The organism is Providencia sp. PROV255 (assembly GCF_028478065.1).
Lineage (GTDB): Bacteria > Pseudomonadota > Gammaproteobacteria > Enterobacterales > Enterobacteriaceae > Providencia > Providencia rettgeri.
Genome location: NZ_JAMPMI010000010.1, coordinates 203,370 through 221,540, shown reverse-complemented (window position 1 = coordinate 221,540; position 18,171 = coordinate 203,370). Strand labels below are relative to the sequence as shown.

At 33.0% G+C, this 18,171-nt stretch carries 15 protein-coding genes; 10 read left to right on the top strand and 5 right to left on the bottom strand.

All coding sequences use genetic code 11. The features are described from left to right. Positions 1-4 precede the first annotated feature (4 nt). The 4 genes from PR725_RS12515 to PR725_RS12500 all read right to left on the bottom strand — a co-directional run bounded on the left by PR725_RS12515 (position 5) and on the right by PR725_RS12500 (position 4,359). Positions 5-2,503, bottom strand: coding sequence for a TcfC E-set like domain-containing protein (locus PR725_RS12515; RefSeq protein ID WP_272569248.1), 2,499 nt, complete (start codon positions 2,501-2,503; stop codon positions 5-7). Positions 2,504-2,522: 19 nt separating this feature from the next. After that, the gene (locus PR725_RS12510) at positions 2,523-3,206 is read right to left on the bottom strand and encodes a hypothetical protein (RefSeq protein ID WP_004914433.1); all 684 of its coding nucleotides are present in this window, start codon (positions 3,204-3,206) and stop codon (positions 2,523-2,525) included. A gap of 91 nt (positions 3,207-3,297) precedes the next feature. Then, on the bottom strand, positions 3,298-3,903 hold the full coding sequence (gene ecpA / locus PR725_RS12505) for a common pilus major fimbrillin subunit EcpA (RefSeq protein ID WP_004914437.1): 606 nt from the start codon (positions 3,901-3,903) through the stop codon (positions 3,298-3,300). Between the two features lie 135 nt (positions 3,904-4,038). Then, the gene (locus PR725_RS12500) at positions 4,039-4,359 is read right to left on the bottom strand and encodes a helix-turn-helix domain-containing protein (RefSeq protein ID WP_109911906.1); all 321 of its coding nucleotides are present in this window, start codon (positions 4,357-4,359) and stop codon (positions 4,039-4,041) included. Positions 4,360-6,171: 1,812 nt separating this feature from the next. Between PR725_RS12500 and PR725_RS12495 the strand changes: the two genes are divergently transcribed. From PR725_RS12495 to PR725_RS12450, 10 genes are all read left to right on the top strand, one after another. Continuing rightward, the gene (locus PR725_RS12495; RefSeq protein ID WP_004914446.1) at positions 6,172-6,477 is read left to right on the top strand and encodes a helix-turn-helix domain-containing protein; all 306 of its coding nucleotides are present in this window, start codon (positions 6,172-6,174) and stop codon (positions 6,475-6,477) included. A 97-nt stretch (positions 6,478-6,574) separates the two neighbouring features. Further along, positions 6,575-7,183 (top strand): common pilus major fimbrillin subunit EcpA, encoded by a 609-nt coding sequence (gene ecpA, locus PR725_RS12490; RefSeq protein WP_004914448.1) that lies wholly within the window; start codon positions 6,575-6,577, stop codon positions 7,181-7,183. Positions 7,184-7,277: 94 nt separating this feature from the next. Continuing rightward, positions 7,278-7,961, top strand: coding sequence for a hypothetical protein (locus PR725_RS12485; protein ID WP_004914450.1), 684 nt, complete (start codon positions 7,278-7,280; stop codon positions 7,959-7,961). Between the two features lie 19 nt (positions 7,962-7,980). Further along, on the top strand, positions 7,981-10,476 hold the full coding sequence (locus PR725_RS12480) for a TcfC E-set like domain-containing protein (RefSeq protein WP_272569244.1): 2,496 nt from the start codon (positions 7,981-7,983) through the stop codon (positions 10,474-10,476). 25 nt (positions 10,477-10,501) lie between these two features. Continuing rightward, complete coding sequence (locus tag PR725_RS12475) at positions 10,502-12,118, top strand: hypothetical protein (protein WP_004914456.1); 1,617 nt, start codon at positions 10,502-10,504, stop codon at positions 12,116-12,118. A 142-nt stretch (positions 12,119-12,260) separates the two neighbouring features. After that, positions 12,261-12,890, top strand: a complete 630-nt coding sequence (locus tag PR725_RS12470; protein WP_442959435.1) for a fimbrial protein — start codon at positions 12,261-12,263, stop codon at positions 12,888-12,890. A 523-nt stretch (positions 12,891-13,413) separates the two neighbouring features. Then, positions 13,414-14,139 carry a winged helix-turn-helix domain-containing protein gene (locus tag PR725_RS12465; RefSeq protein WP_162598834.1) on the top strand — a complete coding sequence of 242 codons (726 nt, stop codon included), beginning with the start codon at positions 13,414-13,416 and terminating at the stop codon, positions 14,137-14,139. Then, on the top strand, positions 14,132-14,626 hold the full coding sequence (locus tag PR725_RS12460; RefSeq protein ID WP_004914465.1) for a FidL-like protein: 495 nt from the start codon (positions 14,132-14,134) through the stop codon (positions 14,624-14,626). The genes PR725_RS12465 and PR725_RS12460 overlap by 8 nt, the downstream gene beginning before the upstream one ends. 550 nt (positions 14,627-15,176) lie before the next feature. Then, positions 15,177-15,458: a helix-turn-helix domain-containing protein gene (locus PR725_RS12455; RefSeq protein WP_004914468.1), complete on the top strand. Its 282-nt coding sequence runs from the start codon at positions 15,177-15,179 to the stop codon at positions 15,456-15,458. Between the two features lie 474 nt (positions 15,459-15,932). Next, complete coding sequence (locus PR725_RS12450; protein ID WP_272569238.1) at positions 15,933-17,126, top strand: tyrosine-type recombinase/integrase; 1,194 nt, start codon at positions 15,933-15,935, stop codon at positions 17,124-17,126. A gap of 162 nt (positions 17,127-17,288) precedes the next feature. Here PR725_RS12450 and PR725_RS12445 read toward each other — a convergent pair whose 3' ends face one another. Beyond that, complete coding sequence (locus PR725_RS12445; protein ID WP_272569236.1) at positions 17,289-18,128, bottom strand: hypothetical protein; 840 nt, start codon at positions 18,126-18,128, stop codon at positions 17,289-17,291. Positions 18,129-18,171 lie beyond the last annotated feature (43 nt).

Genomic DNA, 18,171 nt, shown 5'->3' with positions numbered 1-18,171 from the left:
ACTCTCATTGCCTTAATGCGACTGTTCTTTGCGGGTCACAGGTAACATCCCCTAGCCATAACGCACCTCTGGCTCCCTCTAGATTCAAATCAGCTTCGCAAATAGTTTGCTCATCTTCTTGTAGAAGTGAAATAACAGGGTAGCGAACATCGACATCCATCGAAAACTCACCATTGTGATCTGTTTTTGTGCGACCAATATGGTTACGGATAGACGCATATTTAATAAATTCGCCAGTTGGCGATTTCAAACGACCAAATACCGTCACGAGCTGCCTAACTTCAGGTTTATAAATAGCAATATTCCCAGGGTATAATGTGACAGACTTATTTCGCCCCGATACAATGTCAAAACTGTCTTTAGATTTCGCATCATTCATTAATTGAATGTCATAATCCGAATAAGGGGATAATGGAATAAAGGTATTTGCTCCACTAATAGGGTAATTTTGCCCATTAACACGTGCTGTCATACTCCCAGCCCCATAAATATCCGAATTAATAATGACGCCTGATTTCCCTTGCTGCCCACTTGGCATAATAGTTCCATTGCTATAAGCGACTGAGCCTCTTGAGGTCAAATTACCATTAAGCCTATTACTATCGGGCCGGTTAAGTGTCACCATACCTGAGTTATATTTAGTCTCGTAAGAGGCATAGCCCATTGTTGAAATATTAGACTCACCGTTATTTTTATCTTTAACTAGCTTTGACACCGAACCTCCGACACTTGTAATAACCGAATCATCAAAGCTCTTATTCGCATAAATATTGGCTTTCACATTACCATTGCTCGATGAAAGACCTGTACTCAACCATGTTGATAACGGTAATGAAAAATCGAGGCTAATAAATTTTTCATTCATACTTTTTTGGTCATCATAGTGATAACGCTGAACGCCTGTTCTTAACCCAATCGTGCCGTAACGACCTGAAAACAATGTATTTGAATACTCATAGTTAATTGAATCACTACCAATACGTTTATCTTTTGTACTACTAATAGTGAATGTTCCCGCTCGCTCAAATACCTTGTCAAAATTTAAAGTCGCGCCATAAGAATAACTATCAGAGTCATAAATGGGTAATTCACCTTTTACTACGGCCTTTTCTTTCGAAGCCCAAACAGATCCATAGCCATCAGGTATATTTGTCGATAGCGTAGCAATATTTCTATGGCTTCCATGGTTTTCAATCATTCCCTGCCAAGACAGTGATACATACTGATTTAAAGAAAAGTTAATACTGCTTTCATTAATTAAAAAATTGTCATAGCCATAATTAGACATCTGAATATTTAATCCAGATAAAACAGGAAAACCTTTTGCCACGGACGCACCGACTAAATAACTTTGCTTCAGTGGCTCACGTTTAGAATATTTTCCTCTTACATAACGTTTCTTATCGAAATCAACATATCCCCCATAGACTTCCCAATTTAATTTTTCAAAATTAGCGCCGCTAGTTCCAAAGGACTTATTAATTGTTTGATGTTGAGTCGTCACAATTTTACCATCTACAACGGTCTCAATCGTGACATCATAGATACCAAATGGAAGAATACTCGTGTCGACTTCAAAGCTACCCATCGGAAAATTTTGAATATTTAATAACTTTCCATCACGGTAAATACGAATTTCACCTGGGCTATTTAAAAATACATAGATTGGTGTTAACGAATATTTTGAATTCACCACGACACTAGATGCATTATTTCCTAGTGTAACTGCATAAATTTTACTGCTATTTAGTGTCGTTAGGCTCGCAATAGACTGTAAATTCCACGTACTCATTAACCCAATCGCATAACGTATTCCATTAAAATCGCGTTCATACATAGCACGATATAATTCAATATCAGAGTTTGATTTACCAATGCTGTAAGCTGATGCATTAATGTTAATGTGGTGTTCGGCTATAGCCAACAAAGTATCTAAATTAAAATAGCTACTCGACGAATTTTTCCCTTTTTTTACCTGACTTCCAAAAACACCTAAATCATAATTAGCTACTGCAGAAAAATCATTTACCGATGAGTCACCTAGAGAAAATTGCCTAACTTTTTCTTTAGGCACAAAAGCATCTTGGTCAACATCGAGTGACAGATTAAATGAAGAAATATCTAACTGAAGTAATGCATCTTTATCAATCTTAATGTTATTTGATTCATTGAAAAAGTTATCCTTACTGTTTTCTAATTCATCTATCAATAATGAGCTTAACTTTAGTCCTTGGCTATTATCAATAAAATTAATATTCGCAAGTTTAATTTTTCCTTGTTCAACAATAATGATGGCATCAGCAATTTTATCTTCACTTTGATTTTTTTCTCTAGAGGTATTTAATCGTAAAAAAACAGGTACTGACATTCCCTCTTCCAGTGCCATAACAAAAGCTGGCGGAATAATATACCCACCAATTTTAATACGCTTGTTATCTTTAGCATAAACAACATTTGAAAAAATAAAGCTCATTATTGATAATGCAATAATACTTTTATGCATAGTTAAGATCCAATATTAGCTATTTGACCACAATAAAATTACCTTTGTGCCAAATACCAACACTTGTTTTTTTATTATTTATATCGACCAACTGAAGTTTTACAGCTAAATTTGGCATCAAGTAATAACGTTCTTTACAGATCCCATCGGAACCAAGATTTATTTTATCAGGTAAACAAGGTCCTGAAGCAACAACACGAAAAGAACTGTTCCCTAAATTAGCAACTTTCTGATTTTCATATTTGTATTGAAAATTTTCTATTCTAGGTGCAACAACAAGTATTGTACTAATCGTTGCAGATGTTGTTGCTGATGCTGATTTTGAACTTTTCGTAATCCCACTTTCACTAATTGGGTCATCTTTCCAATTTAGTCGATAATAACGTTCCTTATCGTCTTTCGGGCCATTGTAGATAACTTTAAATACATCACGTGCATTTCCCGGAAGAATAATATTCGCTGGTGTTGACAAGATTTCGTTAGGATCGTTAGTTGAAATTACCTTTCCATGTTCTAATGGTGTATCTATTTTTTCTATCGTTAAGTTTACTAATCTAGCCGCATCAACTGTGTTTTCAATTTCCTTAGAAAGTGAATTTTCATCAGATGAAATAATTTCTGTGATATTACCAACATTAACAGCCAAGGTATTTTTTAGTGGGAGAATTGATAATAGAATAACTGCTATTGTTGTTTTTTTCATAATAGAACTCAAAATAAAAAACGATAAAGACTCTATATCCTTATATTATCTTTATCGTAACAAAGGATTTTTTATTTAATTAATAAAAAACTTATGGAGTAACAAAAGTTCCTTCCCAGTTTGCAGTAAACTGGACTTTCACATCACCATCCCAAACACCATCATCTAAGTCTTTAAACTCAGCGACTGCGCCTGCTGCTTTAGCTTTAGCAATAACAAAGGTGAACTCACCGCGATCTGTTGCACGGTCTGAGCTATTATAAACACCATCAGCCGCTAAATTATCTAAACCTGAAGTAATACCGTCAGCAACGCTGATTAACGTAGTATCCGTAGCAGTGTTTAAATCAGTACCATTCCATTTAACGCCAACTTCTAATGTAGAATCGTCGGTAGTTCTTGCTAATGTATTAGCAATAATTTTAGATGTTAATTTAAAGTCAGTTGCGCCGGATTGTCCTTGAATAGCGACATCAAATGCACCATTTTGCTGATTAAAGCTTTTTTGGCCTTCGGCGTAATTAAAAGTTAAGCTTTTTAGTGGAGTCACAACTAACATGCTTGTCGTGTCTTTAATTGCAGTCGCTTGCCATGTTGCTGTTGCTTGAGCGGTACGTGTATCTGCATTTGCAACGGTAGCAAAAGAAGCAGCAATAACCCCAGATAATAATACAGATGATATTTTCTTATTAAACATTTTATTCTCTCTAATTTAAATTCAATATACAACAAATGAAAAATTACTTAGTATAAAAAACACTTTTAACTGTGTTTTTTATAAAACATAATCTTGAGCACTATGAGAATAGAGCTAGAACAATTTAAAATAATATTACTGCTTTTTATTTATGAAACTATCAATCAAGTAATTGCTTAATAAATAACTTTTTTTACTTTTTTCTTTCTCCAATTTTATATCGATATCACATTCGCTTTGAACAAATAAAATAAGCTCAACCCAATTCTTATCTAATAGGCGTAAAAGATGACTTAATTGGTCTATTGTTAATGATGTTTTCCCTGTTTCATAACGAGATATTTGTTGCTGGCTAACATGCATTAGCTTTGCCAATTGCTTTCCCGTTAAATTTTTTTCCTTTCGAGATTTTCTTAAAAATATTCCCGCATAATAACTCAACCTATTTACTTCCATAAGCATTTCCAAAATTTTCCCGATGTATAAACCAAATTTAATTTTTATTAAATGATAATCATTAATATATTTATTTAATAGGCTAAATTATTCTAGTGATAATTCATTAACTACTAATTTATGCTTAATAATATAAATTGATTAAAAAACGTGTAAAAATGTTTAAACCTATCAATAGAATTAAAATCAATAGGCCTGAGCTTTTTAATGTTTTTTTGTACCCATATTTTGAGATATACAACCGAATAAAACACGCAATTGGAGTAGAAAAATGATAAGTAACTATGTGATTAATAGATTAATTTTAAATGTGATGATATTGTTGCTGTTATTGCTATAATATGTTGCAAGTATTATTACTTATAAAACAATATAGATTACAGTGACACGCCAATTAATGCTAAGTTTCATTTTGTTACAATTTGGAATGCAATGTATTACTTGTAATTTAAAATAACACTCAATATGAGTATTAAGGATTTTGCTCTATAAAATACTCATTGATTAGCGTTAAGATCGAGTATGCTATTTTTATTGATTCATATCAAAATATACTCATTCATTTTTATTTTTTTAAAGAATTAAAAAAATAAAAACAATGACTATAATAACTATCCCTACTGAAACAGTTCATCAATGATATAAAAAAAACATCATTTCAACCCTTCAAATAAAGCACAAAAAACCATCTATTTTGCTCTATTTATACCAAAGAAAAATAGTAACGTTTATAAATTATAATTCACACTTACCAAGAAGAAAAAGAAAATCGTTCAAAAAACAATCTGGCTAGCTATCCCAGGATAGCTTATCGATATTACTCATCATGTATAGATAGCTTATGGACTTCTAACAACCAACGTTTTTACTAACAGACATTCCTATGCTCTGTTACTATACCCAAAAGTATAATCTCTAGTGGAAAGCTAAGTGCAAAAGAAAGGATTAAAATCTAGATTAGCTGCTATGTAGATAGTTATATCTAATTTATAAGTAATATTTAGAGTAGCTTTAGGTGATGAATTGGGTTTGGAACAAACGCGCATAGTATTAGGTACTGCAAAATCGGTAAAATGAAAGGCAATGGAGGACATAACCCCCCACCCCTGATTCAACTATCACTGGTAAAGTACTTTATGAAATTATAGAAGATAAACAGGTCTGTAGGACGAAGTATTAGCTCCTACTCCCTATGTACCACAATAGGTTCATGATATAGAAAGTTGATACTATAGTGGATAAAGCAAATCAACTATTTGTTTTATCTTACATTTATTCACCTAATAGACATTGATATTATATCATATATCTAATTATCAAAGTGGGACTTTAACATCATACACATTAAATTAGTTAACTGAGTTATTAATAGATAAGAGAGTTAAATACACATTTAAAATTACAATTCTACCAATATAACTGGTTTCCTACCTTTATTCTCAATTCTTCCCTCTCTTTAATTGTAATAAATTGTAACTTTCAATGTGGATTCTTTATGCTTCTTAATTAAATATACATTTGTTAAAAATTATAATAATTCTACACTTATTTGGTGTATTTTTTTATTGAATACCCTGTTTTCAACATTATGAAGTGTATTTTTAACCAATTAAACTGGTGAAGAGATATTTTTTAATTGAATAATGCTAAAAAAAACAGATTTAATAGAAAAAACCTATTGAAAGTAAATCTTTAATAGAAACCCTGCCATTTACTCTTTTTTTAATGTATTTATTATAACACTCAATTAAGCAAGCGAGTGAGCTAACGAATATCACATAAATAGATCTATTAATATTAGAGGCTGAAAAAATGAAAGCTAATATAATTAGTAGTCATGTAGGAAATTATTTACGAAAATCACGCAAAGAAAAAAACATGACAGGAAAACAGTTGGCAGAATTAATTAATATTAGCCAACAACAGGTATCTCGCTATGAAACTGGTACCAGTTCATTATCGCTAGATCAATTAAATGAAATCTTAACTGTTTTAGACAAAAGATGGATTGAAATGATTTACTATATTGATTGTTTCTCTGAAGAAAATAAAAGAAACAATATAAATTTAAGTAAAAAAACAATCGCAATATTACTAAATAGCATGAAAGATATTTAAACCTTTCATTTTAAATTCAATAAAACCATATCAATATGTAAAAATTAAATAACTATTTTTACTATTGTTTTCTATCAATATAAAAAGAGAGATTAGTATGTTAAATAAAAAAATGGCTTCTGTATTGTTATCAACAATTATTGCAGCTTCTTTTGCTACCGTTGCAAATGCAGATACACGTACCGCTCAAGCAACAGCTACATGGCAAGCAACTGCAATTAAAGACACGACAAGTATGTTAGTTGTGACTCCATTAAGAAGTTTAACCTTTAATTATGCCGAAGGCCAAAAAAGCTTTAACCAACAAAATGGCGCATTTGATATCGCTATTCAAGGCCAAGCTGGTGCAACTGACTTTAAATTAGCGTCAAAAATTATTGCTAATACATTAGCAAGAACTACCGACGATTCTAAATTAACTGTTGGTGTTAAATGGAATGGTGAAGATCTGACTAAAAATAATGATTTAGTATTAATTGATACATCAACCGGTTTAACTTCTGGTTTAGATAATTTAGCGGCTGATGGTATCTATAATGGCTCAGAGCGTGCAGCAGATCGCGGTGAATTTACCTTTGTTATTGCTGGCGCTGAAGCTGATGGCGCAGCGACTGACTTTAAAGCACTGACTGACGGTACATGGGATGGTGATGTGAAAGTTCAGTTTACTGCAACTTGGGACGGTGAGTTTACTCCAGCTCCTTAATTCAATATCCCCTTATTAGATAACTAAATATTACGATAAAGATACTATAGGGAAATAATATCTTTATCGTCATTCATTTTATAAATTTATGATTATGAAAAAGATAACATTAGCATTAATTTTATTATCATGGTTACCATTAAAAAGCAGTTTTGCTGTCAATGTGGGAAATATCACTGAAATAATATCATCGGATGAAGACACCTTATCTAAAGAAATTGAAAATACAGTAGATACGGCAAGATTGGTAAATTTAACGATAGAAAAAATAGATTCACCACTTGATACTGGAAAAGTAATTCCAGTTACTGATCCCAATGAAATATTATCAACCCCCGCTAACTTAATTCTTCCGGGGCATGCAAAAGATATATTTAAGATAATTTATCAAGGCCCAAAAGATAATAAAGAACGTTACTATCGATTAAATTGGAAAGATGATCCTATTGGCGAGAGTGGTGTTACACAAAGTGCGAAATCGGCATCAGCAACAACATCGGCAACAATTAGCACAATTCTCGTTGTCGCACCAAGAATTGAAAACTTTAATTATAAATATTCTAATTCCCAAGTTTCAAATACTGGAAACAGCACCTTCCGTGTAGTGGCTTCAGGCCCTTGTTTAGCAGAAAAACAAAAATACGGAGCGGATGGTATTTGTCGCGAGCGTTATTACCTCATGCCAAATTTAGCTGTCAAATTACAATTTGTCGATGTCACAAATAAAAAATCAAGCGTAGGTATTTGGCACAAAGGAGAGTTCATTGTTGTCAAATAATTAAGAATGGACTTAAATTATGCGTAAAAGTGCTATTGCTTTATCAATATTAAGTATTATTTTTTCGAATACGATTAATGCCAATGAAATGAAAAGCGTTAAGATCGGTGGATATATTATTCCTCCTGCATTTGTTAGTGCATTGGAAGAAGGAATGTCTGTACCTGTTTTTTTACGACTAAATGATGATACGGTAACCAATCAGAGCGAAAGCAAAATTGCAGATGCAGTTATTGTAATCGACCATGATAATATTAAATTATCAAGTATTCATCTCATTGAAAATGAGCACGGTGCGAAACTAAATAATTTACTAGTCGATAAACTTGAAGAAAAAAAGGATGCCATTTTTAATGAAAGTAATGGCATTGTTATTGATAATAATGCAACCCTTCAATTAAACATCTCTTCATTTAATTTATCATTAGATGTTGATAAAGCTGCTTTTTCGCCAAAAGAACATGCGCGGCAATCTGTACTAGGAAATTCTTCAGTCAATTCATTTTCAGCAGTAGCTAACTATGATTTAGGGGTATTTCAGAGCCGTGTTAAAGATTCAAAAGATACATCCAGTAGCTATTTCAATTTAGATACATTATTCGCAGCTGCGGAACATCACTTTAATGTAAATGCATCAGCATATAGCATTGGAAAATCTAATTCTAATGTTGAACTGTATCGTGCAATGTATGAGCGTGATTTCAACGGATTCCGTTTTGCACTTGGGCTAATGAGTACATGGAATTTGCAGTCTATTGCCAGCTTAACTGCCCTTAGCAGCAGTAAAATTTATGCGGCATCAATAGGAAACAATTCCTCAAGTATGGTGACAAATAAGCAGCAATCACTCACGCCGATTTATGCTTTTTTAAATAGCCCAGGTGAAGTACGTATTTATCGACAAGGTAAATTATTAAATATTCAAAATTTTCCCATGGGTAATTTTGAAATTGATACAAGTATACTGCCTTATGGCATTTACGACGTCACTATTGAGACGGTAATCGATGGCAAAATTGTCACAACACAGCACCAAACAATTAATAAATCCTTCGGAGCGATAACAGGCGGTTTTGATAAACTCAATTGGGAAATTTATGGTGGTTATATTGACTTTGATAAGCGCCATTATGTAAGAAATGAAGGCTCAACGAGCCAAACTCCTGGTAAAAGCCATTTAATCGGAGCCTCTTTCGCTTATAACTTCCCTGTGTTGTCTGGCGTGCGTTTTCAAATGTCAAATTATGGGTTTGATAAATTTGTTGTACAAGAAACGAGTATCAATGCAGCTTTAAATAACTATATCTCAGTTAACTGGCAAGGCATGCTAGAAAACCATGGTAGTTATCGTAATATTGCGACTCTTTCTGTCAATATACCGGAAGGTTACGGTTCTTTATGGGCATCTAAAGAAAAAACTGTAGTGACTGGTGATTTACCACTTTATGATGCTGACAGTTATTCTTATGGCGGAACCATTAATTTTGACAAAATAATTGATAGAACTGGGTCACTGACTATTAGTAATACTAAAGATCGTCGTATTGGCAGTGATTCAATTAACTATGAATATGCGAATACATTATTCTCTGGCCGTTATGGAACCGTGGGGCTAAGAGCAGGTGTACAGCGTTATCATTATGATAATCAAAATAGTACCAACGAAAAATATATTAACCTCGATTTTTCCTTACCCTTATCAACATGGTTGAGTACAGGTGTTTCCTCAACAAATGGTAATGTGAAAGCGAATATTTATGCGAATAAAAATTTTGAAAATTCGGTGATTACCAATGCAGGGGTTTCTGTCTCCAAATTAGTCCGAGATAAAGATAATGGTGAATCCAATTTTTCAACATTAGGCTATGCTTCTTATGATACTAAATATAATTCAGGTACAGTGACGATTAATCGCCCCGATAATAACAGGCTTAATGGCAACTTAACATCTCGTGGCTCAGTGGCATATAGCGACGGCATGATCATGCCAAGTGGGCAGCAAGGCAAATCAGGCGTTATTATTAATTCCGATATAAAAGGTAGCGGTAGTATGGTCGCAAAAGTAAATGGGCAAAATTACCCAATTAGCGGAAAAAATACCTTTATTCCATTATCCCCTTATTCGGATTATGACATTCAGTTAATGAATGACGGAAAATCAAAAGACAGCTTTGATATTGTCTCAGGGCGAAATAAATCCGTCACATTATACCCAGGAAACATTGCTCTTTATCAACCAAAGGTAAGGCAATTAGTCACGGTATTTGGCCGTCTGAAATCACCAAATGGTGAATACATAAAATATGCCTCAATTCGAAATCATATTGGTCGCACAAAAACAGATCAAAATGGTGAATTTTCCATGGATGTTGACGTCCGATATCCAGTGATATCGCTATTACAAGATGATCAGCAAACAATTTGTGAAGCAGATTTAAACCTTCAAGGTGCACGTGGTGCATTGTGGGTCGGTGAGGTGACATGTGAACCTCAAGAAGCATTTGCTAAACGTTAATTATCACTTTAAAGGCTAATTTAATATGCGATTATTATCGATAACAGCACTTTTTATTTCATTTTCGGCTCTAATACCGAATTCGTTTTCTGCAACAGCACCATTACAAGAGTATGTCATTGTCGAAAACCAAGTTGATAACGAATTCTTTATTGTTGCTAATAGAGTTGACCCACGCTTCTCGGGCTCAAATGTATTCACAAAATACCAGCGCAATAGGCAATACAGCTTAGGTTATATGGGATATACAGGAACACCTTTTAGCTCAACTTATAATACAGGTGATATTTGGTTAGAAAATTCTCCCGTAAGCCAACCTTTTATCGGGAATCGTTGTATGACAAATAACCGAAATTGCCCGGCGACGTCTTATTGGTCAGCTCAGCAGTTACGAGATAATGGTGCGTATAAAATCCAACAAACAGGAACACCGGGTGAGTCTGGATATTCAAGACCGATATTTTCTGAATCTTTTTATCGCTGGTTAGCCGAAATACCACCAGGAACAGAATATACTTTTGATTTAAGAACCTGTACAAGCCGCGATGATTATGATTTAAGTAACGCAACCTGTATGACGAGTGGCGGAAGAACAACAACACAACAACATTACATTCCAACCAATAAAAAAGGCAATATTATTCTAAAAGGAACGGGAGCCTTACAAGAAGTTTTTGTGGATAGCAATGGCAATCCAACTATTGGACTTGGTTCTAACTTTTGCTCAACAGGAATTGTTGGAAATACATCTGGAATTATTTGTAAGTTAGTTGAATTAGAAACCCAAGGGCAATCTATCGGCGGTACATTTACAGTTCGTATGTATATTGATAGCGCAAAATTAGGCTTAGCTAGGGACCCCCGGGCTGCACTTATTCAGTATAAAGGGAGTAACAGCACACGCTGGACGAATTGGTCCTCAACAACCAACATGTCAGAGATCTTTAATAATGGCTCACAAAATATTGAGGTTTTCCTCTCAAATGAGTATTTAAAGTCAATTGTTGATGCTTCACCTAATTCAACCGTCACACTCGCTGATAGCGTGTATACTTTTGGTTTTCAATCACCACTTCCTCAATCGGGATTTTATGAATTTACGCCTTCAAATTTCTTAATAATTAAACCGAGGGATTATGGAATCAGCATTATTCCTGCAGATTTTAACCCAAACCAATCGAAAACGGGCAAAGTCGGCAATGATGAACCACCAATAGAATTTAATTATATCGTCACAACTAGCGGGCCAAGACAAGCGGATTCTATTACGGCAAAAGTTGAAGGACCAAACACAACATTAAAAGGACAATCATACTGTTTATTTACCTCGAGTGATAATAAACTTAATGTCCCTTTTTCCGCTTATCTTTCATTTAAAAATGAAAATGGCGCTAGAGAATCACACCGAGCAAGTTGTGATAGCAATGAAGTTTCATTAAAAAATGCATTATGGTCTGAAACACCATGGGATAGGCCTAATGAGGATTTAGGATCTTTTTATCGGACTAACTTAGATTTATCATTCCCAATGAATGACTCTGAATCATTTTTTACATTAGATGGCATTGATTGGTTAGGAACCGTTTCTGCAAGTGGCACAATAACTGTCAAAGCAATTTGGACTGGACCCGATATTCAATAATATCTAATGACGACTTATAGGGCTACTTGTAAAAGCTCAAATGGCCCTTTTATTGAACCTCATATATACTTAAACTTTGGCTTGGATTTTTAATATGAAACCATTTTATTTACTTAAAATCCTATTCTTGATTGTGCTATCAATGCTTTGCAATAGTGCTGTTGCTTTATATATCAATGCAGATATTTCTTCGATGGAGTCAGGACAAGAGTTTTTTTCTAAGCCATACATCAATGATACAAATAAAACTAATTTATATAATTTTAGTGCTTACAAAATTGATAAACCAGGTAACCAAGAACATGAAACATCTCTCCATAATGGCGAGATTATTTTTACTCCATTGAAGAAAATTTTATTACCTGGAGAACAAGAGTTTTTTAAGATTTTTTATCGAGGAGAAACCGATGAGACTGAGCGCTATTATAAAATCATCATTAGCGAAACGCCTCTTGATATGCGTAATGATGATGAACAAAAAAAGCGACCTTTATTTTACCCAACGGTTAGCCTAGAAACCTATTTCGTTGTAAGACCCAAAAAACCAGATTTCAAATATGAGCTTAATCCCAGTACTCGTATTCTAAAAAATACGGGAAATACCTATTTTAGAGTGCTCTTACATGAAAACTGTGATGCTAATGATGATTCCGAGCCTTATGTATTTTACTTATTACCTGGCCAAGAATCTAAAGATGAGCGTCTTAAAAAGAAGAGCCGTAAATATATTGTAATCTTTGATAAATATTACCCAATTGGCAACTGTGAATAAAAAACCAATAATATCAATTTGTTATAAAATAAAATGACAAATTTGACTATGCTATTGTTTAAAAAAATTTAATTATCTAATCATAATTCGATAGATACTCTGTATCTATAATTACCTAAAAGCATTACAAATTCATAAAACTCAGTTATATAAAATTGCTTCAGACAATTTAAAAATAAATTAATTTAAGCATCTATGACTTGAAATAGTGATTAATACTGTTTTTTGCCCAAATATAAAACATCAAAACAAAAAATGTCAGTTTCATTAATACGATACACTGAAATTTTTCATCATTACATATATAACCAATCATTATAAACAAAAATTTATTTTCATATTTTCTTCTCAAAAAAAGAGTAGTATATTACACTGATATAATTACTTTAAAATCAATGACTATCATGTTAGCTAAAAGTAACCAAACTAAGCACATATTTTAATAACTAAATAAGAGTCATGTATGATATATATACTGAATAACATAATAAAATATAACTCTGACTTAGGTGAAATATTTAGGGTGGATACAGAACTCAGTGTAATGAAATTAACCCCCGTATTGAATTATATTTTTATAATACTAATTCAAAATAACAAAACGACTATCACTCGTGAAGAGATACTAAAAAAAATACTAAATAAATATGACTTAAAAGTTTCGATAAACACGCTTAACCAATACATTAGTACATTAAGAAAAGTATTACATCAACAGCTTTTAGTTGAAAATGCAATTCTAAGCATATCAAAAAAAGGCCTTGTTATCTCTTCTGAAATTCAAATTGAAGAATCGATTGCCAAGTTCAATAACAAAATAGAGAAAAGCCTAGCTAACCCTCCCATTTCAAGCAAAAAATCTGCCAAATCACTATTACTTAGTAATAAAAATCATATTATTAAAAAAATATTATTGATAATTAGTGTTTTTTTACTTTTGGTGATTATTTACCTTGTAAATCAAATTTACGCAGTAAAATACCCATATACATCAATACAATCATACAAAATTAGCACAATTGGTGATTGCCCTGTTTATGGATTCAAAGATAACTATGAAAAAAACATAAGTGATACAATAGGCAAACAAGCAATTGATTTTAACTTAACCTGTGAAGATTCTGATATCTTTTATTATTACAACAACATACAAAACTTAGGAAAAAACAAACATAGCTTATTAGTAAAATGCAAAAAAAACAAAGATTGCATTTCAACAAGAATAAACTGGCAGGAAAAAAATGACTAATAAAACACTATACTCATTGATACTAACATTTTCATTAATCATCGTTTTCTTGTTGTTTAACTTGAATTTAGAAAAAAATAAAGCGCAATATTGCGAAGCAACTGTTTCCTCTAATTTCATATTGGCTAATAATAAATCATCATATGCACTAGATATGAAATTAGTAAAAAACAATGATAACAGTGGGTATATTAAATTATTAGGAACAATTACAACTGATAAGACATATACTGTCAATCGAGTTGTTCATTTCAATCAATCATCAAGACAGTATATAAAAGATTTAAAATTAACCATAAGTTATGACAGAAAATCTACAAATGATAATGTCCCTGATGATATATTCGAAAAATATTTCAAAGCATTCAACCTAAATTCAATTGCATATGTAGAAATTGATGAGATAACTCCTGATTGGTACCTTTTTTCAAGTTCGTTTGGCCCTTATTTTGTCTGTAGCAGACAAGCCAAATTAAATACAATTTAATATATAGCGTTCCACTTATAAAGTTTAGATAATAGCAAGTATTGCATCTTTGCTTCTTATTATCATTTCTATTTATCTCCAACTAATTAGGTTTGATTATACTTTTATCTAGAATTAAATTTGTATGCTACCTATCGATAAGTACTAACTCAACCCTTAATAAGTCACCATTTCAACTTAATCTATAAATACTTTCTGTAATTTTATGTAAAAATATAAATAATTACTTTTATATGACTATAAATGCATTTTTTTCATTTATTATTTATTATATTTCTACTTTTAAGCCCCCCTTCAAGTTAACATAACGCATTGTTTTTATTGAATTATAAAAACCTATACTTTAGTTTAATAGCTTATAGTCATTATTAATATCTATATTGATAGTCAGGGCCTATTAAATAAACTATTTTTGATTCATTAAAACAATTTCACATTAGTAACTAAAAAATATAATCTACCCTTCATTGAGAAAGCCAAAAAATTTAAAATAGTGCTATCATTAATAGCTAACTTTTAGATAATAAATTTATAATAGAGAGAATATAAAATGAAACATATCAATACTAAAGAATTGAATATAAATAACGACCTAGATATTGTTATGGCCACCGCAAAATACTTAAAATCTGCACGTATTGAAAGATCATTAACGGGTACAGAGGTAGGAAATCTATTAAATTTGAGCCAACAACAAATATCAAGATATGAGAATGGCCAATCTGCTATTTCTATTGATAGTCTTCATACATATCTTAAAGTATTAGGAAAAGATTGGTTAGATTACTTTAGATCTGTTATCTTAGTTAGAGTTCATGCGAATTACTATTAATACAAGCAATACAAAATTTAAATTAATTATTTTAAATAAGAAATTAATTTTAAGATAAGTGCTCAAAATCACATATCAATAACAACATGAAAAATTTTAAAGTAGTTAATATGATTGAAAAAAATGCGAATTATTCTCGCAAGTTTACTATTTACAAATCTCATTATATCAAAACTTAACTCGAAGAAGTTATTAGAAGCAGCAAATGATATCTATAGAAAGGAACTCTCAGTGCAGTTGAATACAGTCATTCAAAAAGAAAACGCCACGCTAATAAATTAGCGTGGCGTTATAATTTGGCGGAACGGACGTCTGCCATAAATCAATCCAATACAATCCAAACAAATCCAATTTACCCTTTATTATCAATTGATTATTTCAAAACCCAATCCAAATGCATATAATCAATTCCATTCAATACTTAGCCTTAATGGCATACTCAATGGCATACCCAAAAGTTAGGATTTATTCATCATGGCTTTACTAACGCATTCCAAAGCTAAACATATACAGCCCGGCGATAAACCATTACCTCACGGTGGTATCACCGGATTAACGCTACACCCGTCATCAACAAAAGGTAGAGGAAAGTGGGTACTTCGTTATATGAGTCCAGTAACACAAAAACGCCGAAATGCAGGGCTAGGGAGTTACCCTGAAATCACAATTTCCGAAGCGGCAAATATTGCCTCAACGATGCGAGAGCAAATCATTAAAGGTATTGATCCCCTTGAGCTCAAAAAATCAATCTCCGATGAACCTTCAATCCCTACTTTTGAGGTGGCTGCCCGTAAACTCCATGCAGAGTTACTTCCCGGCTGGAAAAATGAAAAACACGGTAAACAATGGATCACTACACTGGAACAATATGTATTTCCTACCATAGGTTTATTAAAGTTGGATATCATAACTCCAGCCAATATTGCAGATGCATTACGCCCTATCTGGCTAACTCGCTCAGAAACAGCCTCCCGCATAAAACAACGTATCCACGCAGTTATGCAGTGGGGATGGGCTCATGGCTATTGCGCAGCCAACCCTACTGATGTCGTTAACCATTTATTACCGCAACAAATCAGCGCTCATGTACGTACCGAGCATCAACCTGCGATGCCTTGGAAAATGCTACCTTTATATATTCGCACACATATATACCAACCCGAACGTTACAATGTTACCCGAGCAATACTGCTATTTATCATGTTAACAGCCTGTCGTTCTGGCGAGGCTAGAGCGATGCAATGGCAGGAAATTGATTTCAAACGTGCTATATGGACAATACCCGCAGAACGCATGAAATCAGGGTTACAACACAGAGTTCCATTATCTCAACAAACTTTAGCGCTATTAAGCAATCTAAAAGGCGCGCATGATACACTGGTATTTCCCTCCCCCAGAAAACAAATTGTACTCTCTGATATGGTTGTCACCGCATTTCTTAGGCGGACTAAAGCCCCCAGTGACACAAGTAGACGTGTCGCAACAGCACACGGTTTTCGTTCTACCTTTCGAGATTGGTGTTCAGAGCATGGCTATTCGCGCGATTTAGCTGAACGAGCACTTGCTCATACCGTAAAAAATAAAGTGGAAGCGGCTTACCACCGCACTGATTTATTAGAGCAACGACGACCGATGATGCAAGCGTGGGCTGATTACCTTTTCACTTAACATTAATACTAAGCGCTGTAGGTATAGCTCCTACAGCGAATCAAATAAATATGTTATTTTTATTGCATTCTTAAAAATTCTTCTAATATCGGCATTGATAATGCCACAAATAATTCGAGCAATTTTATTGAATTATTAATCTAGAGCGAAATTCTAGCTCAATCATTTTTTCGCACTTTTTCTGATATTAGCCGTTTCTTCCATTGCCACTTTAACCAAATTATTGTCTTCTCTAGACCATTTCAATATGGTTCTTTCTAAATCCTCATACCGTTGCCCTACATAATCATCTTTTTTTTGCAAAGACAGGATATAAGTTCGCAACTTACTCTCTATATCTCTTATTGCCACACTCTTATTTTTCCATTTCCCATCTCTAGGCTTACGTTCATGTAATAATGCATATGTATACTGTTGTATATCAAGGATATATTGGTTGCGTAATCCTGCACCTTTTCTCCCAGCTTCGGCTCTTTGTTTGCTTAATCGATTTATTTCTTCACTATACTTGCTATAAAGCCCCAAACCAAAACATTCACTTAATATCTCAATACTTTTTAATAAAGAGCGTATAGCAATCGCACGCAAATCTGAAGAATCATTACGCTCAAGACGTATAGCCAATCTATAATTAACACTTGACCAGAAAATCCTATCCAGCAAAAAATCATTAACTCCTGTATGCATATCACTTATTTTAGCATTTTTACTTAAACACAGCCGCTCATGTATTTTTACCTTCCCCTTACTTTTTAAAATGCGTTTGTATAGTTCACTAGCTTTGCCTTCTATTCTTCTATCTAAAGAGAGATAACCCTGTCTATACATCTCACCCATTTGACGGATTGAGTCTGGATTTAGACTTACTAGCATACATATTGCATCATCTTTAGATTTTTTTGTTAATCCTCTCCAACCTTTATAGATTTCTTCAAATAATTGCTTTTGCTTAAAGCTAACCTGCCTTTTGACTTCATCAAAAAGTAAATTATAATCAAACACTTAACTACTCCCCTAATATTGAATAAATAGAATTTTTGCTTAC

Excerpts from the sequence above, each read along its gene's own strand:
- PR725_RS12515 (WP_272569248.1), bottom strand. The coding sequence starts at position 2,503 with ATGCATAAAAGTATTATTGCATTATCAATAATGAGCTTTATTTTTTCA.
- PR725_RS12510 (WP_004914433.1), bottom strand. The coding sequence starts at position 3,206 with ATGAAAAAAACAACAATAGCAGTTATTCTATTATCAATTCTCCCACTA.
- ecpA (WP_004914437.1), bottom strand. The coding sequence starts at position 3,903 with ATGTTTAATAAGAAAATATCATCTGTATTATTATCTGGGGTTATTGCT.
- PR725_RS12500 (WP_109911906.1), bottom strand. The coding sequence starts at position 4,359 with ATGGAAGTAAATAGGTTGAGTTATTATGCGGGAATATTTTTAAGAAAA.
- PR725_RS12495 (WP_004914446.1), top strand. The coding sequence starts at position 6,172 with ATGAAAGCTAATATAATTAGTAGTCATGTAGGAAATTATTTACGAAAA.
- ecpA (WP_004914448.1), top strand. The coding sequence starts at position 6,575 with ATGTTAAATAAAAAAATGGCTTCTGTATTGTTATCAACAATTATTGCA.
- PR725_RS12485 (WP_004914450.1), top strand. The coding sequence starts at position 7,278 with ATGAAAAAGATAACATTAGCATTAATTTTATTATCATGGTTACCATTA.
- PR725_RS12480 (WP_272569244.1), top strand. The coding sequence starts at position 7,981 with ATGCGTAAAAGTGCTATTGCTTTATCAATATTAAGTATTATTTTTTCG.
- PR725_RS12475 (WP_004914456.1), top strand. The coding sequence starts at position 10,502 with ATGCGATTATTATCGATAACAGCACTTTTTATTTCATTTTCGGCTCTA.
- PR725_RS12470 (WP_442959435.1), top strand. The coding sequence starts at position 12,261 with ATGCTTTGCAATAGTGCTGTTGCTTTATATATCAATGCAGATATTTCT.
- PR725_RS12460 (WP_004914465.1), top strand. The coding sequence starts at position 14,132 with ATGACTAATAAAACACTATACTCATTGATACTAACATTTTCATTAATC.
- PR725_RS12455 (WP_004914468.1), top strand. The coding sequence starts at position 15,177 with ATGAAACATATCAATACTAAAGAATTGAATATAAATAACGACCTAGAT.
- PR725_RS12450 (WP_272569238.1), top strand. The coding sequence starts at position 15,933 with ATGGCTTTACTAACGCATTCCAAAGCTAAACATATACAGCCCGGCGAT.